Here is a 26,677-nt window from a genome sequence, read left to right as displayed (position 1 = left end):
GGAGACATCATGACTGCGTATCACTTTCAACAGGGCAGCCTGCCACTACTGATTTCCATGCCACATGCAGGCACCAGCATACCGGATGATGTCGCAGCCCAGATGCTGCCAGTGGCGCTGGAAAAAGCCGATACCGACTGGCATTTGCCCAGCCTCTACAATATGGCAGCAGAGCTGGGTGCGTCTACCATAGCAGCAGAATATTCGCGCTATGTGATAGACCTGAACCGCTCCTCTGACAATGCCAATCTGTACCCAGGGCAAGATACAACCGGCCTGTGCCCCGTCGACACTTTTGCCAAACAGCCTTTGTATGCACCGGAAAATTTGCCGGCAGAAGCCGAAGTGCAACGCCGCATCGCCACTTACTGGCAACCCTATCACCAGCAATTACAGCAAGAGCTGGATCGTTTGCTGAGCCTGCATGGCAGCGTCGTCCTGTGGGATGCACATTCCATTGCATCGCAAGTGCCACGTTTTTTTGAAGGCAAATTGCCAGACCTGAACTTTGGTACTGCCGATCAAAAATCCTGTGATGCAGGCATGCAAACTGCCGTCGCCAATGCGCTGCAGAATTCAGCCCATGCATCTGCCTATACCCATATATTCAATGGCCGTTTCAAAGGGGGCTATATCACCCGCAATTATGGCCAGCCATCCCGCAATATCCATGCGATACAGCTGGAAATGAGTCAGTGTGTCTACATGAACGAAGCCGCGCCTTATGAATATCGTCCCGATCTGGCTGCACAAGTACAGCCTTTGCTGAAGCAATTGCTACAAGCCTGCCTGGACTGGAACAAGGCGCAAGGGAGGGTCGCATGAGCAGTTTGTTTGCCCATCATGCATTGCTGCCACAAGGCTGGACCAGCAATGTACGCCTGCACTGGAATGAGAGCGGTGACCTGAGCCTGGTCGAACAGGATGCAGCTTTGCAGGCACATGAAAACCAGGCGCAGTTTGTTTTGCCTGGCATGACCAATTTGCATTCGCATGCCTTCCAGCGCGCCATGGCAGGCATGACAGAAATGGCTGGTGAGGGCAAGGACAGTTTCTGGACCTGGCGTGACCTCATGTACCGCTATGCCCTGCATATCAAGCCAGAACAAATCCAGGCTATCGCTGCACAACTGTATGCAGAATGCCTGCGCCATGGCTATACCGCAGTCTGTGAATTCCATTACCTGCACCGTGACCAGGATGGCAGTTTTTACGCACGCCCAGCCGAGATGGCCGAACGCGTCATCGCTGCTGCAGAGCAGACCGGCATGGGTATCAGCATGTTGCCAGTGCTGTACAGTTATGCCGATTTTGGTGAGCAGGCCTTGCGCCACGACCAGCGTCGCTTCTCTACCAATGTGGCAGAGATCATGCAGTTGATAGAAGCGCTGGAAGGCAGGCGCAATGCCCAGGTTGAGGTTGGTGTAGCCCCGCATTCACTGCGTGCTGCCAGCATCAGCCAGATACGTGAACTGGTAGAGACATTACCCGCCGCCCGTCCCATCCATATCCATATCGCCGAGCAACAAAAAGAAGTCGATGCCTGCATCGCTTACTCAGGCAAACGCCCGGTAGAACTCTTGCTCGATAGCGGGCTTGTGAATGAGCGCTGGTGCCTGGTGCATGCCACGCATCTCAGCAAGGCAGAAGTGCAGGGCATGGCCGCCAGTGGCGCAGTGGCTGGTATCTGTACTACCACTGAAGGCAACCTCGGCGATGGTTTTTTTGATCTGCCAGATTACATTGCAGCTAGTGGTCGTTTTGGCATAGGCAGTGACAGCCATGTATCACAAAGCCCGGTAGAAGAATTGCGCTGGCTGGAATATGGCCAGCGCCTGCGCCTGCAAGGCCGCAATATCGCCAGCATTGCCGGACAGCGCAAAGTTGGGGATTTTTTATACCAGCAAGCTTTGCAAGGTGGTGCGCAAGCCAGCGGGCGTAAGCTCGGCCAGCTAAGTGCAGGCTACCGGGCCGACATCGTGGTACTTGATGATGAGCATCCCAACCTCGCAGGGATAGCTAGCGCAGATGTACTCAATACCTGGATATTTGCAGGCAACGATAATCTGGTGCGCGATGTGTATGTGGGTGGGCAACAAGTAGTGGAAAATGGCAAGCATAGGCAGCAGCCTGAAACACAAGCCGCTTATGCTTTGTGTATGCGTGCTTTACGCATGTTATAAAAAATTGAGCCTCGTTGAATTTTGTTCAGAAGGTCACTGTATGTCGCCCGAGGCAGGGCACATGCTCATCTTATGCCTTGACTAAGCAAGATATACAGAGTGCCATGCAAAGTTGTGAGGGCAGAATACAAAGCGCATGAAGCAATACCAAAAGCCACAAATGCTGCCGTTATTTTAAAGAAACCAGATGGCGTACTTTGTGGACCATAGTCGTTTCCCCAACGTGGTCCGGATAAGAAGCACAGCAAAGGGAGAATGATTACGGCGATCAATGGAAATGACAAGACCTTGACCGACCATGCCGGGACATTCAAGTCGCGTAAGCGAGCAGCCGACATGGGATAGAAAAATGCCGCAAAGACGAGGCCCAGTATGGAGACACTCAACTTGAACATAGGTGGACTGATGTATCCAGGCACCACAAGTTTTTCACAGATCAAGGTGACAGCGACAGACCAAATAATAATCGCTACTGACATGCTCAGTAAGTAAGTGCCCGCGCCGATTCTGCGCTTCATTAATTTGATCAATGCTCTGACGTAAGTTTATCGTGAGGGGGAATTTTGAGTGTAGCTTTTGGCGCCACACTCATCACTGGAATTATAAAAGAGCTTAATTTCCGCGCAATCTCGTCGCAGCATCCCGCAACATCTTCTCCGTCGTTTCCCAATCCACACAGGCATCAGTCACTGAGCAGCCGTATTTGAGTTGCGACAAATCCGCAGGTATAGGCTGGTTGCCGGCGATGATATTGGATTCAATCATGACACCGACGATGTCCTTGTTGCCATTGGCAATCTGGTTGATCACATCGGCCATGACCAGAGGTTGCAGTTCCGGTTTTTTATAGCTATTGGCATGTGAGCAGTCGACCACGATATTGGGTGGCAGCTTGGCCTTGACCAGGGCTTGCTGGGCCATGGCGACAGATACTGTATCGTAGTTAGGGCGGTCGCCACCACCACGCAAGACTACATGGCCATATTGATTGCCGCTGGTGCGCACGATGGAGACGCGGCCCTGGCCATTCAGACCCAGGAAAGAGTGTGGGTGTGAAGCAGACAGGATCGCATTGATGGCGATGCTGATATCGCCATCCGTACCATTCTTGAAACCCACAGGTGTAGACAAGCCGGACGACATTTCACGGTGGGTTTGTGATTCCGTCGTGCGCGCACCAATCGCCGTCCAAGCGATCAGATCACCCAGGTATTGTGGCGAAATCGGGTCCAGCGCTTCGGTTCCGGTCGGCAGACCGAGTTCACAGACGTCCAGCAAAAACCGGCGGGCTTTTTCCATGCCCTCATCAACGCGGAAAGAATCATCCATATACGGATCATTGATATAACCCTTCCAGCCCGTCGTCGTGCGTGGCTTTTCAAAATACACGCGCATGACCAGCAACATCACATCCTTGACTTCTTCCTGCAGGGCTTTCAGGCGACGTGCATAATCCAGCCCGGCAACCGGGTCATGGATTGAGCAAGGGCCAACGACGACGAACAGGCGTTTGTCCTTGCGCTCCAGTATGCTGCGCAGGCTTTCGCGGCTTTGCTCGACGACATCGCCTGCCAGATCGCTCAAAGGCAGGAGCGCATGCAATTCTTCAGGGGTGGGCATGTTCTCGAAAGAACTGACGTTGATATTTTCCAGTATGGTGTGTGTCATGTTGAGTAAGATGCTTTTGCGTTAGTTTATTGCGTTAAATTTGGCCTACATTATCACCTATTACCGGATTTTGTTTGTGCCCCTGTAATCACAATCTCGCTTAAATTGCCTTTATCTGTTCTGATCATCCCAGGATAAAGTCCCCTAAAATCCAGAGTAAGCCGTTTTTTGTGCGTCATGACAGATGCACGGTGATGGCATTTTGCTCACTGAAGATGATGACCATGTTAAGTACTGCGCAACAAGAAGAATTTGCCAGCCAGGGGTTTCTGGTATTGCGGCAACAGGCCAGCACGGCCTATTGCGAAGAAGTAATCGCCTATTGCGAACAGCAACTGGCTGGGCAGGTACAACCTATAGAATACGAGGCTGATACCCGCTATCCTGGCGCACCCGCTTCACGCGATGCAGAAGGCGGCCTGACGGCCAGGCGTTTATTGCAGGCTTATGCCCGTGACCCGCGTCTGGCGCGATGGGCGACTGGGCCAGCCCTGGCTGCGACTTTACTGCAATTGCTGGGTGAGGGGGCCTTGCTGTCCCAATCGCATCACAACTGCATCATGAGCAAGCAGCCGCAGTATTCCACCGCCACAGGATGGCACAGGGATAGCCGTTACTGGAATTTCCAGCGCGCAGAACTGATATCGTCCTGGCTGGCATTGCGCAATGAGACTCTGGAAAATGGCTGCCTGCTGGTGATACCCTGTTCCCACAAAACCGATATTGATGTTGCCCAACTCGACGAAGCCCAGTTCTTGCGTACTGATCTGGAACAAAACCAGGCTTTGCTGGCGCAAGCACGGCCCGTGCCTTTGCAGCAGGGCGATGTTTTGCTATTCCATAGCAATCTCTTTCATGCAGCAGGCAAGAACCAGACTGCAGCGACCAAGTTTTCCATGGTATTTACTTACAGATCTGCAGATAATCCACCACGGCCAGGTACGCGTTCTGCCGCTTATCCTGAAATCACCTTATAAGCGCAGACGGTAAAGGCAATCTGCACTATGCTGTAAGTTATCGTCCAGACAGAAGTGGAGTATCACCATGCTCAGTATGTCAAAGTTGTTGGCTTTAACTATTATCGTCGTGTCCAGCCTCAATGCCCAATTTGCGCAGGCGGCAAGTAAAGAAGTGTTCCCTGCGCAGCCCGCCCTGGCTGGCACCATGCTGAATGGCAAACCCTTTAAACTCGATACGGGTAAGGGCGAGGTCATCCTCGTGACATTCTGGGCCACATGGTGCCCAACCTGCCAGGCCGAGATGCCAACGTTTCGCAAATTTTATGAAGCCAATAAAAAGTCTGGCTTTGAACTGGTGGCCGTCAGCATCGATGATGCCATGAGCGATATCGACGACTATGCCAAACAGGCAAAATGGCTGAGTAAGGCTAACCAGGGCTTTCCCTCACTCTGGCGCAATGCCTCTGATTACCAGGACAATTTTGGCAAGGTGTTTGCGACACCAACAGTTTTTTTGATAGGCCGTGATGGCAAAGTGCTGGAGTCATTTAAAGGCGGCATCAAACCCGCACAATGGGCGCATATCAAGGCCATCATACAAAAGCACCCTCCCTCAGCTAAAAGCTGATCATTCTCAGCAGTATCCTCGCCAGCAATTTGCCATGCTGCATGACAGATTTTTATTGTAAAAATTTGTTGTCAAACTTGCCGTATTGCTATATTGACGTTACTATCTGACAAGTTTGGTGAGTGAGAAATGAATTAGTTTTCCTACTTTCCTGTTTTGCTCTCCCTTTGCAATCCCTTAGCACTCCCTGCTGCAGGCCATGCGCCAGATCAATTTTGCCTGCAGCTTTTGAGAGTTTTTGTATGAAAGGTCTTGGTGAAGTCAAATGCGCTTGTGCACGCTTGCCCCGGTTTTGCGGCTGACTTCGCTCGTTCTGGTACTTGGGCTGAGTATGCAGGCGGCACATGCCAAAGACGTAGTCATACTGACGGCCGATCCTATAGACCAGCGCGGCCAACCCTTGCCCCTGAAACTGGCAGACAAGTTATTCGAATTTATCGAACGCGAAGAAAACCTGCAGATACAACAGCAGCGTAGTCCCTGGCCACGCGCCATGCAGGCAGCAGAAAATGGCGAAGGTGTTTTATACGGCGTCAGCAAGACCAAAGAACGCGAAAAAATCTTCCGCTTTTCCCTGCCCATACAATCAAAGTACATGTTCCTGGTGACCAGGAGCGATGCACAATTCCGCTTCAATACCGTAGCTGACCTCAAGGGCAAGACCATAGGCATACCGCGTGGCTTTAGCTATGGTGACCGCTTCGATGCCATGAAAGACAATCTCTTCAAGGTGGAAGTTGATAATTACGCACCCTTGTCACGCATCTATAAACTTTTGTTCCGGCGCATGGATGCTGGCTTGTTTGGTGAGGTGAATAAAGACCCGCGCGTGCTGGAAAATCGCTTGCAGGTCTTGCGTGATGAGAATGAAGGCAGCAGCTCACCATTTGCCGATGTGCGCCTGACGGTATTGCCCAAGCCGCTGCTGATAGACACTATCCATTTTGCAGTCAGGGCAGACAAGGATGACGGCATCATCGACAGACTCAATGCTGCCATCCTCAAAGCCAGGAAGGCTGGCCTCCTGGAAGAAATACGCTAAAACTTTAGATATTTTCCAGTGCTATCAATTCCTGCACCGTTTGGCGACGGCGGATTTGCTTGATCTGCTCACCATCCACCAAAATCTCCGGTATCAGCGGGCGTGAATTGTAGTTTGACGACATGCTGGCACCATAAGCACCGGCATCATGGAAGACAAACAAGTCGCCAATTTCGCAAGCTGGCAAGTCCTGGCTTGTTACTACGCCACCATCTTCTTGCGTGAATACGTCGCCAGATTCACATAAAGGCCCGGCCACTACGGTAGGGCGCAAGGCGGTAGTACGTGCCGTGCCATCTGCTGCATGACAGCTAATGCGATGGAAACTGCCATACATGGAGGGGCGCACCAGATCATTAAAGCCAGCATCAACCAGGGCAAAGAAATTACTGCCCACCTGTTTTTGCGCACGCAATTCAGAAATCAAGATGCCGGATTGCGCCACCAGGAAACGGCCAGGTTCTATCTCCATGCTGATCTTGTGGCCCAGCAGGGTTTCGATTTCTTTCCTGGCCTTGTCCCAGATTTCAAAATAGTGGGCAGTATCGACCGCAGGCTCGTCACCACGGTAAGGGATGGACAAACCGCCACCGATGGAAATTGCCTGCAAGTCACGCTTGCAGATTTTCACCTGTTCTATCATCGCATCGCAGACGCTTTGCAAATGATTATAATCAACGCCAGAACCGATATGCATGTGCAGGCCCACCAGCGTCAAACCATATTGATCAATGATGGCCAGTGCATTCTGCAATTCTTCATGCCAGATACCGTGCTTGCTTTGCTCTCCACCGGTATTGGTCTTGCGGCTGTGGCCGTGACCAAAGCCAGGGTTGATGCGCAGCCACACTGCATGGCCAGGATGTGCCTGCCCCAGTTGCTCCAGCATTTGCGGTGAACCACAGTTCACCGGGATATTTAATTCCACCACGCGCTTCAGGGTTGCACGGTCCAGCAAATCGGCAGTGAACACGATAGGGGCATGGCCGCCATGCTCAGCCTGGCTGGTATAACCTGCTGCCAGCGCGCGTTCCACTTCACCGAGCGAGACAGAATCTACCATCACGCCTTCTTCACGCATCAGGCGCAACAAATGGATATTGCTGGATGCCTTCTGGGCAAAACGGATGACATCAAATTGTCGCAGGCGGGCAATTTGCGCTCTTATAATGGAAGCGTCATAGGCCCAGCAAGGTGTGTCAAACTCAGTGGCAATATGGGCAAGCTGGGTTGCGGTAATAGTCGTTGTCATGGCAATTCTTCCAGGGCGTTCTAAGGTTTGGTGTAAGCTCTACAGTAACTCTACTTTAGCAAGTGCAATCCATGGTTTGAATGGGATTCCATAGGGAATTGTTCATCCCGCCAAGGGTTTGATTGGAAATCTACGCAAAATGCTTATGAATCATAAACTTGATCAGTTTGACCAGAAAATCCTGCAATTATTGCAACAGGATGCCCGCATGTCCCATGCCGAGATAGGCCGCCAGGTACACCTGAGCCAGCCTGCCGTGTCCGAGCGCATCAAGCGCCTTGAAGCTGCCCAGGTAATACGTGCCTATCGTGCCGATATTAATCCCAGGGCACTGGGTTATCAAATTACCGCCATGATCAGGCTCTCAACACAACAGGGGCGGCCTTATGCCCAGTATGTCGCCAGTTGCCCTGAAATCATCGATTGCTATACCGTAACAGGTGAAGATGGTGCCGTGATGCGCGTACTGGCAACCGATGTAGAACATTTGCAGCGTATCATTAATGAATTGAATGCCTTTGGCTCTACCTCGACAGCGATAGTGCTGACTACCCATGTTGCCGGTAAAGCCATCAGTGCGCCCAGTGTGCTGATCACAGAATGAAAGGAAAACCATGTCCAGCTTATCTCGCTCAGGTTTGACGTTGTTCACTTTGCTGGCTTGCCTGGCCTCTCAGTGTGCACATGCTGCCGATGAAGAAGTCGATGCCATTACTCCTTACCGTCCCTCAGTATCGAATGCGGCACAATTGCCAGTGGCGGGGCAGCTTGAGCTGGAAATGGGGATTAACTCCAGCAAGACCGGGCCTGCACTGCGCCAGAGTTTGCCTTATCTGTTCAAGCTGGCGTTTTCCAAAGAGTGGGGCATCTTGCTCGGTGGCGAGGCACATATTATCAGTGATGATGGCGCAGGCCAGCGTGACCGCGGCTTTGGCGATACTACATTCACCATAAAGCGGGCGTTCGTGATTGACGAGGCAACTGCTTTCGGCCTGGAGTTTGGCAATAAATTCCCCACTGCCAAAGACGCCCTGGGATCTGGCAAATCTGACTGGACAGTGAACGGTATCATCAGCCAGGACATGGGCAAAGTCCATGGCGATTTGAATTTGAACCTGACACATCTGGGCTTTGCAGAAGATGCCACATCGCACTGGCAAACCGGCTTGTCGACTTCCTTGTCGACCGAAGTGACAGATAAAATGGGCCTGACTGCCGAATGGGCAGGCTGGCGTCGTGTCGGTACCAAAAGCCAGAAGCAGGCACTGATCGCTTTCACGTATAGCCCCAATAAGCGTCTTACTCTTGATGCTGGCATGATCAAGGGCTTGAATACGGCGACCCTGGGCCGTGTCTGGTTTGCCGGTGTGGTGGTTCCGGTTGCCAGGTTGTGGTAACGCAGCCTGCTTGTGAGCGGGCGCAAAACCTGATGATGACTTAAGCCGTATAATGCGCTTTTGTATTGTTTATTGATTTGTTTTTTGCTTTGGGAAAACCATGCTGGCGCCTTCTTCACCGCGTAAATTTGCGATCTTCTCCGTCATTGCTGCAATAGCACTGATCGCACTGGCGGTCACGTTTTTCATGAATTACCAGTCTAAAACACCTGCACCGGCAGTCACTTTCGTCAATCTCAAAGGCGAAAAAATCTCCTCAGAAAGCTTGCGTGGCAAAGTGCTCATGGTGAACTTCTGGGCAACCTCCTGCGTCACTTGCGTAGCAGAAATGCCGAAGATGATAGAAACCTATAATAAATACAATAAGCAAGGCCTGGAATTTGTCGCCGTCGCCATGAGCTATGACCCACCGAATTATGTGCTCAACTACGCCGAAACTCGCAAGTTGCCTTTCCATGTTGCCCTTGATACCCAGGGCCAGCTGGCCAAGTCATTTGGCGATGTCAGGCTGACACCAACCACCTATGTCATCGACAAGCAAGGCAATATCCTCAAACGCTATGTCGGTGAACCATCGTTTACTGAATTACATACGCTGCTGGAACAGGCTTTAGCGACCTAGTCGAGCGGGAAGCTTTGCAACTCGGTTTTGGCAGCCAGCAGCGCTGCCTTTAAAATTTCTGCAATGTCAGGATGGCTGAGCATGCCATCCTCATCCAGCCCCGCACCTATCACAGGCAGCTTCACAGATGCTGTTTCCAGTATCTTCGCCGACATCACGCCCAGTATCTCGCGCAAGGCAGCATCAGCATGGGTGGCCCTGGGGGACGCATTGAAGACGATGACAGGCTTGTTGACAAACACATCGCTGCTGACTGTCCAGTCCAGTGCATTTTTCATGACGCCAGTCACGCCGTGGGCATATTCCGGGCTTGCAATCAGCACGGCATCTGCGGCACTGATCTGTGCTTTCAAGTCCAGTACGGTAGCAGGGGGTGTCAAATCCAGATCGGGATTAAACAGGGGCAATGCTGCCATCCCTTCATAAACCAGTATTGCCATATCCGGCGGTGCCAGGCGTGCAGCAGCACGTAACAGCATGGCATTCAGGGATGCCGCGCGCAAACTGCCGCAAATTGCCAGTATCTTCATTGGTCTGTGCATCCTATGTGAGCAAGCAGACATTATGCGTTAAATAGTATGTGATAAAAAGATAGTGGAGATGGCGGAAAAACGATGGTCTTTGCCGGGAAAACAAGATGGTGAGTCAGCTTCTCAAGGCAAAAAAGCAACTGATATGTCAAATCTTGACATTGACGATATTATTTTATTGACCATTAGTAATAAGCAGTCTATTTTTCAAGAAAAATATACAAAAAGGTAAATGGATGTCAGCATCATTCAGTAATGACGAAATAGAAGATAAATTTTTCCTGTTGGGGCAGCGAGAAATTCTGGGGATCTTGAATGAGCTTGCCCATAGACGTGAACCAGTCACAGTCTATTTCAATGAAGGTCGTGAATTCATCGTGACCCTGATACTTTCTGCCAGGGACGATGGACTGGTATTCGACATAGGTGGCGATGCCCGCGCCAACAAGTTGCTGGAAAAAGCCAATAGCTGCGTTTTTCTGGCTCTGCCTGACGGCATACGTGTACAGTTCAGCGGTGTTAATCCACAGCGTTTTACCTGGGGTGGTCAGGATGCCTTCTGGGTGCCTATCCCGCAGCGCGTCGTGCGCATGCAGCGGCGGGAATATTTCCGCAATGAATTACCGATAGTCGATCCGCTCAAGGTCAGGCTCTACGACGACAAAGGCGAAACCCTGGCTTACTGGCCCATCTTCGATTTATGCGTGGGCGGCTTGAGTGTGCAAGTGTCCGGCCCGCCAGAAGTCAAGGTACAGGACCGCATCGCCAGGCTGCATATCGTGCTGGGCATACGCAATGTTATTCGCTGTGAAGGTGTGGTGCGCCATGTTACCCCCATAGAAAAGAACAAGCAGGGCAGATACCGTATAGGTATCAGCTTTCATAAATTGCCGCATGAAATGGATGTCGCCATACAAAGACATATCAATCAGCTTGAATATGAGCGGCGCAAGTTGTTGCCAAAGTGAGCGAGCCAGTGCCAGGCCGCCGCGCCGTGTACGACAGTGTCATGTTGTCGGGGGCCTGAGATATTGTGAGATGCGTGGCAATTGATTCACTCAGCCATTTTCATGTCCTGCCCGGTTTCCTGTTTTTCTTTCGATTCTTTTGCCGCCTTATAACGCTCCTCGCGCTTTCTGGCTTGTTCGAACATTAACTCGGTTGATTTCCAGAAGCCTTGAATTTGACGGCGGGTTTCTCTGGCTACGTTTTTATCTACAGGATTGCAGTGCCGAATAGTCTGGCCCTGTTCATTGGGATGCCAGGTAATAGCGGTATCTATGGCGCCTTCCAGATTCTTCGCTGGCTGGCCATTCAGGCATAGTAATACCACGTCCACACTTAACTCCGCCCTGCCTGGCACTGCCTTCCAGAACACGGCCAGGCCTTCACTGTTCCAGACTGTATTGTAAGAACCATTTGCCAGCTCTTTCTTGTCTGCCAGCCATTGATAAATAAACTTGATATCATCAAAATGCAATTGATTCTCTTCTACTACAGTACGGCTGATACCTTTGCATGCGCCAGGCACAAAAAAGGAAAAAAATGGTGCAGAACCCACGTCGCTAAGCCCCAGGCTCCCAAACCATCTTGAGGTTCTTGGACTGGTATGGCTTCTTAGCTTGCAACCATCGAATTCATATTCGCGTTCAAAGGTATCATCTGCCTTGATTTTGATCGTCGATCCATTCACGTTCACTTCCAACCGGGTATTCATCTGCATGACCATTTCAGGTATGGGCGGAACGCGTGCAAATGAAATTGGGGTGACAGACAGCAGCATCGATAACAGTGTAAGTGTTGGCGCGGTTCTCCAGATATGTTTAGTCGTGAGCATGTTTTACTGGTTGTGGTGGAATGATAAAAATCTTGCGACGCGTACTTTGAAGTGCTTGCAACGCGATGGCAAGCAAAGCGCTAATCTGATTCAGATGGCGCATTACTCAATACTTCAAGTTGCAAATTGGAATACCGTCCAGAAAATGACCGCCGTGGCGCTGGCAATAGCAGGTAGCTAAACTTCAATGGAATACAGTATTATCAAATTAAAATTTGTGAAGAACTGACATAAGCTGTTTCTGGAAGCTGGCATGATAGTGCCAGACCTGATTACCTGGAGTTTTGCCAATCCTGCCATGGCACTTACACTGCGCACCCTTTTCGAAAGCGAACTCCTGTCCATACGGCATGGCGTGGCCAGACCTGCGCCTGATGATAGCAAAGAGCTGGAATGCGAAACTGCTGACCTGGTATTGCTACCCATCGCCGGTGTGCTGGCCAAACATGATGGCCCAAAACAGCATGTCATTGCCAATGCCAATCATGCGATTTTCCTGGGGACAGGCCAGCCTTACCGCATCACCTTTCCTGGTGACATAGGTGATGAAGCCCTGGTACTGGACTTCTCAAAAGAAGCGCTCATGCAAATGCTGGTTGATGCCGTTGGTGTGGAACAACTGTATGCTCCGGCACTCAGGCCACATAGTCTGTTGCCACCAGCCAGTGTACTCAATCGCGAACTCCTGTGGCGGCATCTGCATGAGCCCGTCGTCAATCAACTGGCTGTGCAGGAAATCAGCGTCTCCGTGCTGACCAGTTCAGTGCAGGCAGCTTGCCTGGACCGCCAGCAATTGCAGCGCACCAGGCATACCCAGACGCAGGCTCGCAGACGCTCGCAAGTTGAAGCAGTCAAGGAACTCATCTCGCTGTGTCCGCAACAGGAATGGGCGCTCGATGAGCTGGCCAGCCATGTGCATGCATCGCCCTTCCACCTCGCCAGGGTATTCAGGGAAGAAGTTGGCTTGCCTGTGCACCGCTATCTGGTACGCACCCGGCTGGCCAGGGCCTTGCGCGCCATGCAGGCCTCCTGCGCAGACCTGACCCAGATCGCCCATGCATCCGGCTTTGCCAGCCACAGTCATTTCACTTCCAGCTTCCGTTCGGTATTCGGCATGACACCGACGCAATCGCGCCAGCGCAATAGCACTAGTTGAGCATGATGTAAAAAAACTGAGCAAGATTGTGGTAGCGGCGCCAGTGATCGGTGTTTAAGATCGCCAGTACCGAAACAAGCAGGAAGGCTTATGTCCCATTACTTTGATACCCGCAGCAACCCACGCCAGGCCTATCCGCTGCTCGCGCTATTGACGGTGCTGATGCTGGCCTTGCCCTTTATTGCCATGCAGTTTGGCAATGCCTGGGTACGTATCATGGACTTCGCCTTGCTCTACATCATGCTGGCACTGGGCTTGAATATTGTCGTCGGCTTTGCCGGATTGCTTGACCTGGGTTATATCGCCTTTTATGCCCTCGGTGCGTATATGACAGGTTTGCTGGCCTCACCGCAATTTGCTGTCCTGCTGGAATCCCTGATCAATAATTTCCCCATGCTGGGCAAGGCTTTGCTATGGCTATGCGGGCCGGAAATTGCTGAGCATGGCATCCATTTATCAGTGTGGATCATTGTTCCGCTGGGTGCAGCGCTGGCGGCTGTACTGGGAGCACTGCTGGGCGCACCTACCCTGAAGCTGCGTGGTGATTACCTTGCTGTCGTTACCCTTGGCTTTGGTGAGATTGTGCGCATCTTCATCATCAACCTGAATGCGCCTGTGAATATCACAGACGGCCCCAAGGGCATCAATATGATAGATCACATACGCATCTTTGGCGTGTCTCTGGGCGGCGAGCCGGGTTCGCAGGCCACAGTGCATTTTGCCGGTTTTTCCATGCCCTCGGTGAATGCCTATTACTTCCTGTTCTTGAGTCTGTGCGCGGGCATTATCTTCGTCACTGTGCGCCTGCATGATTCACGCCTGGGTCGTGCCTTTGTCGCCATCCGTGAAGATGAAACTGCCGCCATTGCCATGGGCATCAACACCCGCAATATCAAATTATTGGCCTTTGCCATGGGGGCCTCGTTTGGTGGCGTGGCCGGTGCCATGTTTGCTGCCTTCCAGGGTTTTATCTCGCCAGAATCATTTTCACTGAATGAATCCATTATCGTTTTATCGATGGTGATACTGGGTGGCATCGGCCATATTCCCGGTGTCATTCTTGGCGCACTGTTATTGGCTATCCTGCCCGAGGTATTGCGCTATATAGTCGCCCCCTTGCAACAACAACTGTTCGGGCATATGTTGATAGAGCCTGAAGTATTGCGGCAATTACTGTTGGGCCTGACCATGGTCATCATCATGTTGAAACGCCCGGCGGGTCTGTGGCCAGCACCCAGGCATGAAGACAGAATGCAGCTTGCAAGCCAGTAAAAGAACATCATGGAAAACCTGCTCGATAACATCGTCTGGCATACCTTGTCAGGCCCGCATCTGCCGTTTTCCATGGGCAATGCCAGAGTGCGCCGCTATGTCGAAGGCTTTCCTGCATTCGTTGGTTTTGCAGACCGGGCCAATCCAGATTTCACAGGACTGGCCACGCTAGTCAGCCCCGGCGAGCAAGTGTATTACGATGGACTTGCCACTATCAGCTTGCCGCAAGCATGGTCAGTAGAAGCAGAATGCAGCATACAAAAAATGCTGTGGAATGCAGGCATGCCCCCGGCAGATGAGAGCCTGGACGCCCAGCGTCTGGGCCCATCTGACGCAACAGCCGCCATGCAACTGGTGGACCTGACCAGACCCGGCCCTTTCAGCCCGTGTAGCCTGGAGCTGGGCGAATACATAGGCGTCTACAACGGCCCGTATTTATTTGCCATGGCAGGCGCACGGCATTGCGCAGGTGGCTACCGGGAAATCAGCGGTGTCTGTACCCATCCCGATTTTCAGGGCCAGGGCTGGGCCAGGCGGCTGGTACTGGCTTTGATACGCCGCCACATGCAGGCGCAACAAAAGATTTTTTTGCGTGTCCTGCTTGAGCATGAGCAATTGCATCGCCTGTATCTGGGCATGGGCTTTGACGACTATGCGGTATCGCTGGCCAGGACCATCAAATATACTCGCTGATAAATGAAAAGCTAATCTAGAAAAAAAGTTCTAGACAAAAGTTTCTAGAACATTTATTCTGCATCCATTGTGTAAATTGGATGCAGAATATGTCTTCCTCAGTTGCAAAATCATCTATCCCCAAACCCACGGCGTCCGAGCTGAACCTGCTCAAGGTCTTGTGGCAGCATGGCCCCATGAGCGCCAAGCAATTGCATGAAACCATACAGGCAGAACGGCCCGATCTGGCTTATGCCACCGTCTTGCGCCATCTGCAAATCATGCATGGCAAGGGTATTTTGACGCGCGATGAAAGCCAGCGCTCGCATGTGTATGCGCCATCCCAGGAGCAGGATTCACTGCAAACCAATTTGCTCAAGGACATGATACAAAAAGTCTTCGCCGGTTCTGGCAAGGCCCTGGTGCTGGCCGCCTTGCGTGGCGGCCATGTCAGCGACAAAGAACGTGATGAAATCGAACAAATCCTGCAGGATGAGAAAAAATCATGACAGCAGTTTCATTTACAGAATATACCGTCGCTGAATTGCTGGGCTGGCCCTTGCTGCATTTTGTCTGGCAGGGTGCCCTGATTGCCAGCGTCTGCGCCATCCTGCTGGCCCTGACCCGCAATGCAAGGCCGCAATTGCGCTATATGCTGGCATGCACAGCCATGCTCATGTGCCTGCTGTGGCCTGTAGCAGGTGTGCTGCAGCAATGGCAAGACCCGCAAACCATCAGCCTTGAGACGGCGATACAGCTGGCTGGCAAGGCCAATGTCTCGCTGGACCTGGTCTGGGTCAAGCAAAGCCTGCTGGCAGCCCGGATTGAAGCCTGGCTACCGCTGGTAGTCACTGTCTGGAGTATGGGTGTGCTGCTCATGCTCATGCGTCTGGCGCTCGGCCTGTTATGGGTTTACCGTCTGGGCCAGCATGGCAATGACCTGGCTGCCCTGACGCAGCAATGGCAGGCCCGCAGCAATCAACTGGCTTACCAGTTTGCCATTCGCCGCCAGGTGACATTGAAGTTCCAGAAAGACCTGGTAAGCCCGGTCACCTATGGCTGCCTCAAGCCCGTCGTCGTCATGCCCGCGTCTTTGCTGACCGGCATGGCACCCGATATGCTGGAAGCCTTGCTGGCACATGAGCTGGCCCATATCAAACGCTGGGACTATGCCGTCAATCTCTTGCAAAACCTGGTCTTGTCACTGCTGTTTTATCATCCTGCAGTATGGTGGATATCAAAACGCATCGATGCCGAAAGAGAGCTGATCGCCGATGACATGGCCGCCGCCATGCTGGGCCAGGCCAAGCCACTGGCACGCGCCCTGCAAGTGCTGGATAAACTGCAGATAGCAGGCATGCCACAGACAGCCATGGCAGCCAATGGTGGCGACCTGCTGTCGCGCATCAAGCGCCTGGTACGCCCCGATGCACAACCCTGGCACTGGAAGATGGCCGCACCCGTCCTTGGCATTGCTGCTGCTTTACTGCTGGTATTGCAAACCCAGGTCAATGCTACGCCAGAGCCTTCGGTGCCCAGTGTCACCCAAAAAACAGAAGCACCCGTACACCTCAACGCCTATATCAAAACCAGTTCAGCACATGTACTGGTACTGGATGAGCAAAGCGGCAAAGTCTTGCTGGAAAAAAATGCCGACACCATTGTACCCATCGCCTCAATCAGCAAGCTGGTGACAGCCATGGTCATGCTGGATGCCAGACTGGATATGAACGAAAACGTCACCATCAGCAAAGACGATGTGACTGGCTGGCAAAATACCCAGGTCAAATTGCAGGCAGGCATGACCCTGTCACGCCAGACCCTGCTGGAATTGATGCTGACACCTTCCAGCAATGCCGCAGCAAGAGCAATGGCCAGGAGCTACCCCGGTGGCAAGCAAGCCTTTGTCGCTGCCCTGCAAAATAAAACCGCCAGCCTGGGTTTGCGGGCCACCCATCTGGAAGAAGCCGCGGGCATCTCCGAAAAAAATCGCTCCAATGCGCGGGATGTAGCGCGCCTGGTACAAGCCGCCGCCAGTTATCCCGAACTGCGCAGGCTGACCAGCCGCAGTGATGGGACATACATGGTTGCAGGCCAGCTCCATCAATACCAAAGCACCAACGACCTGACCGGCAACAAAGAGTGGGATATCAGCCTCTCTAAAACCGGCTACTCCAAAATCGCAGGCCGCTGCCTGAGTATGCGAACCATCATTGCAGGCAAGCCCATCATCATGGTCTTGCTGAACGCAAAAAACAGCGACGTGCGCACTGACGATATTGTGCAGATACGTAATGCTCTTGAAGCAGCAACAGCAGCGCCAGGCTAGATCACCCTGAGCAACTAATCCCCCTTTTCCACGCATGACAGTCTTGCGCCAGCAATGGCGCAGGGACTGCTCACGCCTTTAAAACCAGAAGAAAGAAAACATCATGCTTTTTCAGCAGACCTCAACACGTCTGTCCACCATCGCCCTGAGCATACTGGCCCTGTTTGCCAGCAAGCCAGCGCTGGCGCAACAGACTCCGCAACAAGTCGAAATCAGCGCCAAAAGCCAGCCTAACCGCGACAGGCAGGAAGATGTAGGCATGCGTGTCGTCTATGGCCGTGAAGACCTGGATAAATACGGTGATACCAACCTCAGCGAAGTCCTGAAGCGCCTGCCCGGCATCAGCGTTACCGAAAGCAAGGGCAGGGGCGCAGAGATACGCATGCGCGGCCTGGGCAATGGCTATACCCAGATACTGCTCAATGGCCAGGCCACACCAGTCGGCTTCAGCATAGACAGCATCGCCCCGGACCTGATAGAAAGCATAGAAGTCATGCGCGTTGCCGGTGCCGATGTCAGCGCCCAAAGCATAGCCGGGACCATCAACATTATCCTCAAGAAAAAAAGCAGCAAGCAAGCCACAGAAATCAAATCCAATGCCAGCATGCAAGATGGCCGCCTCTCTGGCAATCTGTCCTGGAGTGTCGGCGATAAATTGCCTGGCACACAGGCCGACATTTCCTATGTCCTGGCAGGCACGCTGGAAAGCAATAGTACCGAAGTCAATGCCATCCAGGCCGAGAAGTATTCCACGCGCGCAAATGCAAGCGCAAACACAAATACGGCATGGCACATGCAAACAGACAGGCTGCTGCAACAAAGCCAGCAAAACCGTCGCGATGTCGCCAGCCTGTCACCCCGCCTGAGCTGGAAAATCGATGCACAAGACAGCATCAACTGGCAAGGCAATCTCAGCCTCTCCAGGCAAGAGCAAGCCAAGCATGAGAAAGACAATTCGCCACCAGAGCAAAGCACAGAATTCCCTGACAACCACAGCATCTGGGCTGCCCATTTACTCACTTCACGCAACGATATCAGTTGGGAACGCCGTCTGGCCGACAGCGCCAAACTGACGATGAATTTCGGCTGGAACACGTTCGACCGTTCTGCCAAATTCCAGTTCTGGGGCAAGGACAATAGCGGCGCATTGGCGGTACATCGCTATGTCACTGGCGATGCCGATGAACGAGAATATCGCTTCAACGGAAAATACCTGGCCCCGTATTCAGCATCACATGTACTTAGCCTGGGCTGGGAAGCCAGCCGCGCATTGCGACATGAAAACCGTGATGAACAAGAATTTATCATCGGCACCGGCCCCACGCCCATAGATCCCCATGCCTATCAGGCCAGCCTGCAAAAACTGGCAGTCTACATACAGGATGAATGGACCATCAACAGCGCCTGGTCGGCCTACCTGGGTTTGCGCATGGAGCGCATCAGCAGCAATAGCAGAGAGGCTGGAGCCTTCGACTTTGAGAATAAATCAAACATGCTCAGCCCCATACTGCAAAGCGTCTGGAAACTCGATGCACAAAGACAATGGCGCATGGCCCTCAACCGCAGCTTCAAGCTGCCTACCGTCGCCAACCTCGTGCCGCGCCGCTTCCGCATCGATAATAACAATACCCCGCTGAATGCAGATTTTCAGGGCAACCCCAACTTGCGTCCAGAACGCGCCTGGGGTCTGGAGCTGGCCTATGAGCATTACCTGACAGAAGGCAGCGTCATCAGTGCCAATGCCTACTGGCGACGTATCGATGACGTCATGCTGGAACAACTCGATCAGAACGGTAAAACCTGGGTAGCCAGCCTCTTCAACAATGGCCGCGCCAGGATAGTGGGCCTGGAAATTGAAGCCAAGGCCAACCTGCAAGAACTGGGCAGCAAATTTGGCTTGGGGCAAACTGCATCCATACCCGCCATAGAAATACACGGCAACCTCAACCGCAACTGGTCCACCGTAGAAAAAATACCCGGCCCCGACAACCGCCTCGCCCAGCAAACCGGCCTGCTGGTAAGCGTGGGGGCAGATTACCAGGTGCAACCCGCCTGGCGCATAGGCGCAGACTACAACTACCAGGCTGCCAGCAGCTTGCGTGAATCTGTTTACCTGACCGGGCACAGCAACCCCAGACGCCATCTGGATATCTACCTGGCCTGGAAACAAAGCAAGCAAAGTCAGCTACGATTTTCCATCGCCAATGTTCTGCAACAAGACAAAGTCGAATACGGCAGCTACACCAATGAAACTTCACGCTGGACAGAAACCGGCCTGCAACAAACAGCACGCACCTGGCGTCTGGTGTGGGAGCTGAAGCTGTAAATTGAAACTGTAATGCAAGCCCACAGCATTCATCAAGACTATAATTTTTAGCAATTTTTAAGGACAAACAAATGAAATCCTCAAGCATGAAATTTCTCAGTACCAGCATATTTTTCTGCGCATCCATGCTCAGCTTCAATACCATGAGTGCACAAGTCGACGACGTCAAAAGCGTTGTCGATGCAGCCGTGCTCCCCCTCAAAGATAGCAATGCCATCCCCGGCATGGCCGTCGGTATCTATGTCAACGGCCAGCAATACATCTTCAACTATGGCCTGGCATCCAAAGCAGACAACACGCCGGTGACTGACACCACCCTGTTTGAAATAGGCTCCATCAGCAAAACCTTTACCGCAACCATGGCAACACTGGCGCAAGAAAGAGGCAAGCTCAAACTCAATGACAAAGTAGCAGACCACCTCCAAAGCCTCAAAGGCCACAGCTTTGGAAGCACCAGCCTGCTTAGCCTGGCTACCCACACCACAGGTGGCCTGCCATTGCAGGTGCCAGAGACAGTCAAGAACGACGAACAACTGATGAGCTATTTAAAAAACTGGAAGCCAGCGCATACACAGGGCACATACAGAACCTATAGCAATATCAGCATAGGCCTGCTCGGCGTCATCGCCGCCCAAAGCCTGCAACAGCCTGCAGCAAATATCATGCAGGAACAAATCTTTCCCGCATTTGGTATGAACAGCAGCTACCTCGTCGTGCCAAACAACAAGCGCGCAGACTATGCTCAAGGCTATAAAAAAGACGACACCCCAGTCCGCCTGCGCGACGACGTGCTTTCCATAGAAGCCTACGGCGTCAGAACTACCGCCAGCGACCTGCTGCAATTTATCAAGGCCAACCTCGGCGACATGCCACTCGCACCAGAATTTGCACAAGCCCTGAAAAATACCCACACCGGCTATTTCAAAGCCGGTGGCATGACCCAAAGCCTGATCTGGGAACTATACCCATACCCCGCAGACCTGGCCACCCTGTTTGAAGGCTCATCTGACCGCATGGTCTTCGAAGCCACACCCGTACAAAAAATCACACCACCCATGACATCCACAGCCAATGTCTTCATCCACAAAACCGGCGCGACCAACGGCTTCGGTGCCTACATCGCCTTTGTACCACACAAGAAAATAGGCATAGTCATCCTCGCCAACAAGAGTTATCCCAACAAGTTGCGTATAGAAACTGCGCAGAAAATATTGGGGCAGTTGGGGGCATAAATTAGCCAAAAAATTGAGTTCAATGCATGTCTTTCAGGACAGATGGTTCACAAAGCTGTGGGCCAAGTGTTCCGTACCTGCCTTGCTCAGGCAGGAGACTGTGGGAGGTATTACAGAGGTTTAGTTCGGCAACTTATAGCATTGAAATTCTGATTAATGTTATTCAGTTGGGAATTTGCTTTTTTGTCGTCCATCTTTATAGCGTCTGCTTCTGATACTTGAAAAGTGTTAAAAACCTCTCGATTTTCTAACCATATCAAAGGCAACGTTGATGCGCTTTCCCTCGGCTTCAGCGACAATACGGAGTTTTGGCCCAAGTGCCGCAACCTTGTCTGGATGGTATTGCTGAATGAGTCGCCGCCGCTTGTGTTCTATTGCTTCCCACTCAGTCCCTTTGTCTGCCTCAAATAACTTATAAGCATCTTCCAGGGTTAAGAGGTCATTATCATCTGGTGGCGATTTTTGTTCCTGTTCAAACATTAACGTTAGAATGCCGTTCTTGAATGAAGCCGAAAATATAGCATTACATTTTATGCATGTGTACTGCCGATTCTCGACTTCTATCTGGAGACGAAGGCGTTGCCCGCATTTACAATCAATAATTGGGCGTGGATTTGGGGAAGTCTCCGTTTGATTAATATGATCGGTATTTTCTCCAAGCGCAATAATTGCATCTTGAACTTGTTTTGCAAGTGCTGTTGCCTTTCGAACTTGTCGATGTTTAAGTTCTGCAGCAATTTTTTTCAACTCACAATGGTCGGATTTGGAAACTTCAAACATTTCTTGAAGCTCAAAAATCGACTTCTGAATGTAAATACGTGTCATACGATTACACTTTAGTTGATTGTTCTGATTCGACTTTTTCTTCGGGGCCTACGTCATAAGGATCTGCCTCTCGATGAAGAGTCCAAATCGTGTTGTCCACGGACTCTGCACCTAATGCCTCAATGCCCATTTTGTCTAATGTAGCGAACAAATCTGCAGCGACTCTCTCCCGATTCATGACAAAACTTGATGCGAAACATCGCCAGAAAGTCCATCCAGCGCGCTCCAATATGCGCTGGCGACTCATATCATCCATCCATTGTCCAGGGCCATGGAATCTGTCGCCATCACATTCAACTGCTAGCCGCCTACCTTCAGACCCTTCGATAACAAAATCGATGCGGTAACCACCGCAACGAACCTGTGGTTCGACACGATAATTCTGTGCGACCAATAGATCAAACATATCTCGTTCAAAATTGGATTCGCAACGCTCGCGTAATGTATCAATTCGCCGAGCATCTTGGGTAAATGGATGTCGGAAATGTCTAATTAACTTGGCTGTTAGGCTATCGGGCTTGAAGGCAGACTCTTGGACGGATCTAAACAAATACATGCGATCCCGAGCGCGCGACAATGCAACATTTAAACGTTGCTCCATTTCCAGTTTGTTAGCGGTAGAACGGTCTCCTGGTTCTAGTACCATTGAAACAAGCATAATGTCGCGTTCGCGTCCTTGAAACACTGGCGGTGGACCAACAGCGATTCTTCGTTCAACGATGTCTGTAGGTGAAATATCTTCATTGATCAATTTGGCGATATGCGCAGCCTGTACCATTCCAAGTAGGGTGACGACACCGATAGATCTTCCCGTCAGAGTTGGATCAGCGATGATGGCCTTTATTTCATCCACAATCGCTTTCGCTTCAGGGGGATTGGTATCTTCTTTGCGATAGCCTCCACGTACAAACACATCAATCAGTGGCGGGTCAAGCCTTTCCGAAGCCTTAGGAATTCTGAGCGGTTTGATGTCGCCTTGATAAAATTCGCGATTCGAGAACTCAATAATGGCCGGAACGCAACGGAAGTGCTCTTTGAGCATAACGGAGTTACCTGCAAAAACCACTCTTGCCAAGTCATATATTGATTTATCTGGCGTCATTTCGGCACCATGCGGTTGATCTCGCAGGAATCTGTCGATCAGTTCCTGAATTTTCAATTCCGCGGTGCCGATTGCAGACGGCGATACTTGTTTGTGATCGCCAACGACAAGAAGCTTTTTACCTCTAAGTAGCGCTGGTAATGCCCAGATATCCGATTGAGAAGCTTCATCGACAACGACCAGATCGAATAAACCGATTTCTGGTGGTAACGTTTCAGATACGCGCCATTGTGGTAGCACCCAGCAGGGAACAGCTTTGTATGCCCGTTGCATGGCTTCCCTTGCATTCCGTCTAAACCGCACGGCGCGAATACCTGTGCCTGAACCCATTGCTTGAATAGCATTTAAATAAGCTTGTAGCGCCTGACGAATATCATCAGGAGAATTGTCATGGACACCGAGCCAAGTTTTTTGCGCGATAAGCTCCCGGTAATTTTTTGACAAATCAATCTCAAGAGTACGTTTCTCTTCGAACAAAGTTTTGAGTTTCTGGTGGCTGTCAATTCGCTCAAGAAACGCGCGGGCGATTCGCCAGTTCCAAGCTTCAAGCCAGTCAGTTGGGGTAGTTGTATCCCCGAATGCAGGGTTTGCAGGCATAAGGCGCAAACGCCTTGCCCAGCGACTGGCTCCAGATTTTTCTATGAGGACCGTAACCCGGTCAATTTCCTTGAGGCTGCTCTGTAGATCGGTAACTCGCTTCAGCTCAATGATTGATGCATGCCAAATCTGCTGAAGTGTCGATTCAGCTATTTCTGTGTTGCCTATTGTCGAGATGAAAAATTGTCGAAGTTGTGCCACCACTGGTCCAGATTTCCCATCAAGTTTCTTGATAAGCTCTGAGATCTGTTGAGCCGCATAAATCAAACGCTCCTTGTTGATGTGCTGGGACAGACTTGCACGCATCGCACTGAGCAACGCGTCCCGTTGTTCATCGAAGAAGATGACCACTTCTTGTCCAAATACCATTTCAACGTGACTGCGTATTGTCGTCTCAAATTCTGAAGTAAACCGCCGAATGTTTTGGATATTGCTTTGCCAATTGACCAACGATCGAAAAGATTCTTCTGTATCGCCATGTGTCGCTGGAAGTTCAAATTCGGCTGTCAATGCATTCCAGCGCGCTGCTAGCTCGCGGGCCTTCAGCAGATACTGGACTTTTGTTTTTACGTGCTGCCACTCCTCCGGCGAGCTTGGCCTTCTACCGGCGATTGCCACGTTTGCTACAAAGGCGCGTGCTTCCTGTTTTCCAAAGGGCAGCACAAACGGACCTTTACCAGAAACCAAGCGGGCAAGAGCTTCCAGGAATTCCTCATGTATCTCTGCATTTGATGGAATAGCCACAGCTCTTGCAAGCAATTCACGGCGTAGCACTTCGGTCTTTTCGATATCTGCAATGAGCAGATCAAGAGCTAACAGAGCTGGATCAGTCGCTTCGGCAGTGACCAATCGAATGCTGAGGTTTTCGCTCCAGATGAAGCCTGCTTGTTTGATTGTCTGAAGCAATGTTTCTCTTTCTGCCAAGAAAATCGAAAGCGATTGTGCACGAACAAAGGTTTCATGTGTCGAATCGACCAGTTTCAGCAACTCTCCCTTAGACACGCTCTGTTCGATTTCTTTAGCTCTAATGAGATCTTTATGTATCGCAAGGATACTTGTCCAAACAGGAAAGCTGTCCACTACTGGCAGAGCACAGTCCAAGTAAGGCAAGTCTGCGCCGACCCGCACTCGTGCTTGTCTTAAACTGTTGATGTCAGCATCGGCAAAGTTAAGTGTCCCAGAAGTTTTGGAATCAAGTTCGTCGTCTAACCACTCAAATCTATCGGTGTTTTCAAGAACGAATTTGGCCAATTCTTCTGGAGAGGTTTCACGTCCTTGAAACGGATAATGCCGCATATGTTTTTCGGCAAAGCTGTTGATAGTCTGATCCACAGCCGCAATTTTTGCATGCAAGGTATTGAGTTGTTCCTCAAGTGCTGCGATAGCAGTCGCGGACTGGGTGGGGTTGAGCGCATTTACGCTGGAAGCTATCGTTTGTATTGAATGTTCAAACTGGCGCATGCCATCGCGCTCGTCGGTAAGTAGAGAAACGCTAAGTGGACGAATTTGTTCAGGCAATTTTTCTTGTAATACCGCAAGCGCTGTTTCACTTTTGGCTACGACCAATACTCGCTTGCCTTGGGCGAGAAAATGACAGATAACATTTGCAATAGTATGTGTCTTGCCAGTGCCTGGGGGGCCCTGAACCACAACACCATCGTTAGTCTCCAGCTTTTCAACGATAGAAACTTGCTCATCGTTATAAGGCATCGGAAAGTACAGCTCTCGAACTCCCTGCCCAGATCTGCTGGAAGATAAGCCTCGAAATTGCACGGGCGTTCTCGCCCTGACCGTTGAGTCACCGGATTGAACAAATCCAGCGATGACCTGTGGAACGGTCGGATTTGCGATGAGGCGCTGCTTCAATCGTTGAATGTCTTGAACGAAAATATGGTCAGAGCGCTTTCGTACGAAAAGCACCCACGTATCGGTAATGCGTAAAGTATCACTCGGTGCGGGCATTTCTGGTTCTGTTTTCCCGCCGAGATAAGCGCCGTTGGAATCAAGATGCCCAACCGCAGCTTTTAACGTCCCTTCGAAGGTTGATGGCTCGAATGGATTGACGCGATTTGCAGATGTCGCAAGAACACTTTTCCAGTAATCCTCCAAATGCCTAACCCCTGGCAACTCAAGATCTGCATAGCAGTCAAGCTCCAAGCGTGCATCTGTATCTCGTGGCCGAACATCTATTTCAAAAGATTGCTCGTTAAGAAGAATTTCACAAGGTTGCGTAATCAAGGGGTGACGGATAGCGGTGGCTGCACCTTCTTTCTTCCAACACGCGTAACCAAGTCCCCACACTAGTTCCAGTGGAGCTTCTGCACCATCGCTCGCGATCGTTTGTTGAACTGCGAACAACTTATTATAGAAACTAATGGTCTTGCGGCGCGGCCTTTCTGCTGATGCCCAAGGTTCCCATAGCTCTTTGACGTACCATTCAAAAGCACGTTGAATTTCCGGGTGGTCTATCAAATTCTGCAGTCCGACCTCTTTCTTGTTTTCGATAAGAATAAGCTCGGTCCGCAGCTGTGGTGACTTTTCGGGGCTTTTCGAGATAGTGACCCAAGGTCTAAGTGCATTGTCAACATCGGGTGGTGTAATTTCTTTCAAGCGAGGCACCCTAAGCCAAATATCGTCGCCCTCGACTTGAATACTGAACTCAATCCCAGGTAGGCCCTTAAGTTCAGTTTGATATGCGGCAAAGAAGTCAGTTGGAACTATATAGGCTGGTTTGCGTTTAAGCTTTTCAACCTGTTCGATGTAATCGAGAAGTCCGATAAGACGATTAGCGCTGTCGGTCATATCGAGCCCATAGTGACACTTGTTTGAATTGAGTAGAGGCGTGCAAACTGTATGATGTTGTCTTAGAACCTGTTCGAGATCTTTTTTGATCACTCCCGGCGCAAGAGCAAAGTGAGGAAGGCCAAATTAACGAATTGCAAGCTGGTATTCAATTGCCGCTCACAGTTTTTCCAAAGGCGATGGCATTTCTCCAGCCAAGCAAAAGAGCGTTCCACCACCCACCGCTGAGGCATGACACTAAAGGTG

26 protein-coding genes are annotated in these 26,677 nt (G+C 51.2%); 18 read left to right on the top strand and 8 right to left on the bottom strand.

The window, feature by feature from the left end; translation table 11 throughout:
- Positions 1 to 9 precede the first annotated feature (9 nt).
- On the top strand, positions 10 to 825 hold the full coding sequence (gene hutG, locus DFR42_RS27965; protein ID WP_110258369.1) for an N-formylglutamate deformylase: 816 nt from the start codon (positions 10 to 12) through the stop codon (positions 823 to 825).
- Complete coding sequence (locus DFR42_RS27960; protein ID WP_110258368.1) at positions 822 to 2,183, top strand: formimidoylglutamate deiminase; 1,362 nt, start codon at positions 822 to 824, stop codon at positions 2,181 to 2,183. The genes hutG and DFR42_RS27960 overlap by 4 nt, the downstream gene beginning before the upstream one ends.
- Before the next feature lie 65 nt (positions 2,184 to 2,248).
- On the opposite strand, the gene DFR42_RS27955 is transcribed toward DFR42_RS27960, so the two are convergent.
- Together DFR42_RS27955 and DFR42_RS27950 are read right to left on the bottom strand one after the other, a co-directional pair.
- Entirely contained in the window at positions 2,249 to 2,701 is a 453-nt protein-coding gene (locus DFR42_RS27955) for a DUF805 domain-containing protein (RefSeq protein ID WP_110258367.1), read from the bottom strand.
- A 94-nt stretch (positions 2,702 to 2,795) separates the two neighbouring features.
- A complete protein-coding gene (locus tag DFR42_RS27950; protein WP_110258366.1) occupies positions 2,796 to 3,851 on the bottom strand; it encodes a 3-deoxy-7-phosphoheptulonate synthase in 1,056 nt (351 codons plus the stop codon).
- 224 nt (positions 3,852 to 4,075) lie between these two features.
- On the opposite strand from DFR42_RS27950, the gene DFR42_RS27945 reads away from it, so the two are divergent.
- The 3 genes from DFR42_RS27945 to DFR42_RS27935 all read left to right on the top strand — a co-directional run bounded on the left by DFR42_RS27945 (position 4,076) and on the right by DFR42_RS27935 (position 6,480).
- Positions 4,076 to 4,828 (top strand): phytanoyl-CoA dioxygenase family protein, encoded by a 753-nt coding sequence (locus tag DFR42_RS27945; RefSeq protein WP_245937119.1) that lies wholly within the window; start codon positions 4,076 to 4,078, stop codon positions 4,826 to 4,828.
- A 67-nt stretch (positions 4,829 to 4,895) separates the two neighbouring features.
- Entirely contained in the window at positions 4,896 to 5,438 is a 543-nt protein-coding gene (locus DFR42_RS27940; protein WP_110258365.1) for a TlpA family protein disulfide reductase, read from the top strand.
- 265 nt (positions 5,439 to 5,703) lie between these two features.
- A complete protein-coding gene (locus DFR42_RS27935) occupies positions 5,704 to 6,480 on the top strand; it encodes a substrate-binding periplasmic protein (protein WP_110258364.1) in 777 nt (258 codons plus the stop codon).
- 4 nt (positions 6,481 to 6,484) lie between these two features.
- Here the strand turns inward: DFR42_RS27935 and lysA are convergent, their stop codons facing one another.
- Positions 6,485 to 7,732 (bottom strand): diaminopimelate decarboxylase, encoded by a 1,248-nt coding sequence (lysA, locus tag DFR42_RS27930; RefSeq protein ID WP_110258363.1) that lies wholly within the window; start codon positions 7,730 to 7,732, stop codon positions 6,485 to 6,487.
- Positions 7,733 to 7,877: 145 nt separating this feature from the next.
- Here lysA and DFR42_RS27925 point away from each other — a divergent pair, with 145 nt between their 5' ends.
- From DFR42_RS27925 to DFR42_RS27915, 3 genes are all read left to right on the top strand, one after another.
- Positions 7,878 to 8,336, top strand: coding sequence for an Lrp/AsnC family transcriptional regulator (locus tag DFR42_RS27925; RefSeq protein ID WP_170133726.1), 459 nt, complete (start codon positions 7,878 to 7,880; stop codon positions 8,334 to 8,336).
- A 10-nt stretch (positions 8,337 to 8,346) separates the two neighbouring features.
- Positions 8,347 to 9,129 carry a transporter gene (locus DFR42_RS27920; protein WP_110258361.1) on the top strand — a complete coding sequence of 261 codons (783 nt, stop codon included), beginning with the start codon at positions 8,347 to 8,349 and terminating at the stop codon, positions 9,127 to 9,129.
- A gap of 100 nt (positions 9,130 to 9,229) precedes the next feature.
- Positions 9,230 to 9,751 (top strand): TlpA family protein disulfide reductase, encoded by a 522-nt coding sequence (locus DFR42_RS27915; RefSeq protein WP_110258360.1) that lies wholly within the window; start codon positions 9,230 to 9,232, stop codon positions 9,749 to 9,751.
- Here DFR42_RS27915 and DFR42_RS27910 read toward each other — a convergent pair.
- Positions 9,748 to 10,281, bottom strand: a complete 534-nt coding sequence (locus DFR42_RS27910) for an NADPH-dependent FMN reductase (RefSeq protein ID WP_110258359.1) — start codon at positions 10,279 to 10,281, stop codon at positions 9,748 to 9,750. The two genes, DFR42_RS27915 and DFR42_RS27910, sit on opposite strands and share 4 nt — an antisense overlap.
- Positions 10,282 to 10,351: 70 nt before the next feature.
- Here DFR42_RS27910 and DFR42_RS29415 point away from each other — a divergent pair, with 70 nt between their 5' ends.
- Both DFR42_RS29415 and DFR42_RS27905 read left to right on the top strand, forming a co-directional pair.
- Complete coding sequence (locus tag DFR42_RS29415; protein WP_170133725.1) at positions 10,352 to 10,513, top strand: hypothetical protein; 162 nt, start codon at positions 10,352 to 10,354, stop codon at positions 10,511 to 10,513.
- Positions 10,514 to 10,517: 4 nt separating this feature from the next.
- Positions 10,518 to 11,249 (top strand): flagellar brake protein, encoded by a 732-nt coding sequence (locus DFR42_RS27905; RefSeq protein ID WP_110258358.1) that lies wholly within the window; start codon positions 10,518 to 10,520, stop codon positions 11,247 to 11,249.
- Positions 11,250 to 11,335: 86 nt separating this feature from the next.
- On the opposite strand, the gene DFR42_RS27900 is transcribed toward DFR42_RS27905, so the two are convergent.
- Positions 11,336 to 11,998, bottom strand: coding sequence for a hypothetical protein (locus tag DFR42_RS27900; RefSeq protein ID WP_146218997.1), 663 nt, complete (start codon positions 11,996 to 11,998; stop codon positions 11,336 to 11,338).
- Between the two features lie 4 nt (positions 11,999 to 12,002).
- On the opposite strand from DFR42_RS27900, the gene DFR42_RS27895 reads away from it, so the two are divergent.
- The 8 genes from DFR42_RS27895 to ampC all read left to right on the top strand — a co-directional run bounded on the left by DFR42_RS27895 (position 12,003) and on the right by ampC (position 21,105).
- Entirely contained in the window at positions 12,003 to 12,299 is a 297-nt protein-coding gene (locus tag DFR42_RS27895; RefSeq protein ID WP_146218996.1) for a hypothetical protein, read from the top strand.
- Positions 12,300 to 12,371: 72 nt separating this feature from the next.
- Positions 12,372 to 13,274: a helix-turn-helix transcriptional regulator gene (locus DFR42_RS27890; RefSeq protein ID WP_110258355.1), complete on the top strand. Its 903-nt coding sequence runs from the start codon at positions 12,372 to 12,374 to the stop codon at positions 13,272 to 13,274.
- A 90-nt stretch (positions 13,275 to 13,364) separates the two neighbouring features.
- Positions 13,365 to 14,546 carry an ABC transporter permease subunit gene (locus DFR42_RS27885; protein ID WP_110258354.1) on the top strand — a complete coding sequence of 394 codons (1,182 nt, stop codon included), beginning with the start codon at positions 13,365 to 13,367 and terminating at the stop codon, positions 14,544 to 14,546.
- A gap of 9 nt (positions 14,547 to 14,555) precedes the next feature.
- On the top strand, positions 14,556 to 15,239 hold the full coding sequence (locus tag DFR42_RS27880; protein ID WP_110258353.1) for a GNAT family N-acetyltransferase: 684 nt from the start codon (positions 14,556 to 14,558) through the stop codon (positions 15,237 to 15,239).
- A gap of 89 nt (positions 15,240 to 15,328) precedes the next feature.
- Positions 15,329 to 15,727, top strand: coding sequence for a BlaI/MecI/CopY family transcriptional regulator (locus DFR42_RS27875; protein ID WP_110258352.1), 399 nt, complete (start codon positions 15,329 to 15,331; stop codon positions 15,725 to 15,727).
- Complete coding sequence (locus tag DFR42_RS27870; RefSeq protein WP_110258351.1) at positions 15,724 to 17,547, top strand: M56 family metallopeptidase; 1,824 nt, start codon at positions 15,724 to 15,726, stop codon at positions 17,545 to 17,547. The genes DFR42_RS27875 and DFR42_RS27870 overlap by 4 nt, the downstream gene beginning before the upstream one ends.
- Positions 17,548 to 17,650: 103 nt before the next feature.
- The gene (locus tag DFR42_RS27865) at positions 17,651 to 19,873 is read left to right on the top strand and encodes a TonB-dependent receptor plug domain-containing protein (RefSeq protein WP_110258350.1); all 2,223 of its coding nucleotides are present in this window, start codon (positions 17,651 to 17,653) and stop codon (positions 19,871 to 19,873) included.
- A 71-nt stretch (positions 19,874 to 19,944) separates the two neighbouring features.
- Positions 19,945 to 21,105 (top strand): class C beta-lactamase, encoded by a 1,161-nt coding sequence (gene ampC, locus DFR42_RS27860; protein ID WP_110258349.1) that lies wholly within the window; start codon positions 19,945 to 19,947, stop codon positions 21,103 to 21,105.
- Positions 21,106 to 21,333: 228 nt separating this feature from the next.
- Here ampC and DFR42_RS27855 read toward each other — a convergent pair whose 3' ends face one another.
- From DFR42_RS27855 to DFR42_RS27845, 3 genes are all read right to left on the bottom strand, one after another.
- Entirely contained in the window at positions 21,334 to 21,930 is a 597-nt protein-coding gene (locus DFR42_RS27855; RefSeq protein ID WP_110258348.1) for a J domain-containing protein, read from the bottom strand.
- A 4-nt stretch (positions 21,931 to 21,934) separates the two neighbouring features.
- Positions 21,935 to 26,431, bottom strand: a complete 4,497-nt coding sequence (locus tag DFR42_RS27850) for an AAA domain-containing protein (RefSeq protein ID WP_110258347.1) — start codon at positions 26,429 to 26,431, stop codon at positions 21,935 to 21,937.
- An 89-nt stretch (positions 26,432 to 26,520) separates the two neighbouring features.
- Positions 26,521 to 26,677: transposase (locus DFR42_RS27845; RefSeq protein WP_146218891.1), on the bottom strand; the 157-nt coding region annotated here is incomplete at its 5' end.

It is taken from the genome of Undibacterium pigrum, from assembly GCF_003201815.1.
GTDB classification, from domain to species: domain Bacteria; phylum Pseudomonadota; class Gammaproteobacteria; order Burkholderiales; family Burkholderiaceae_D; genus Undibacterium; species Undibacterium pigrum.
The sequence above is the reverse complement of the archived record's forward strand: the minus strand, read 5'-3'. Positions and strand labels throughout refer to the sequence as shown.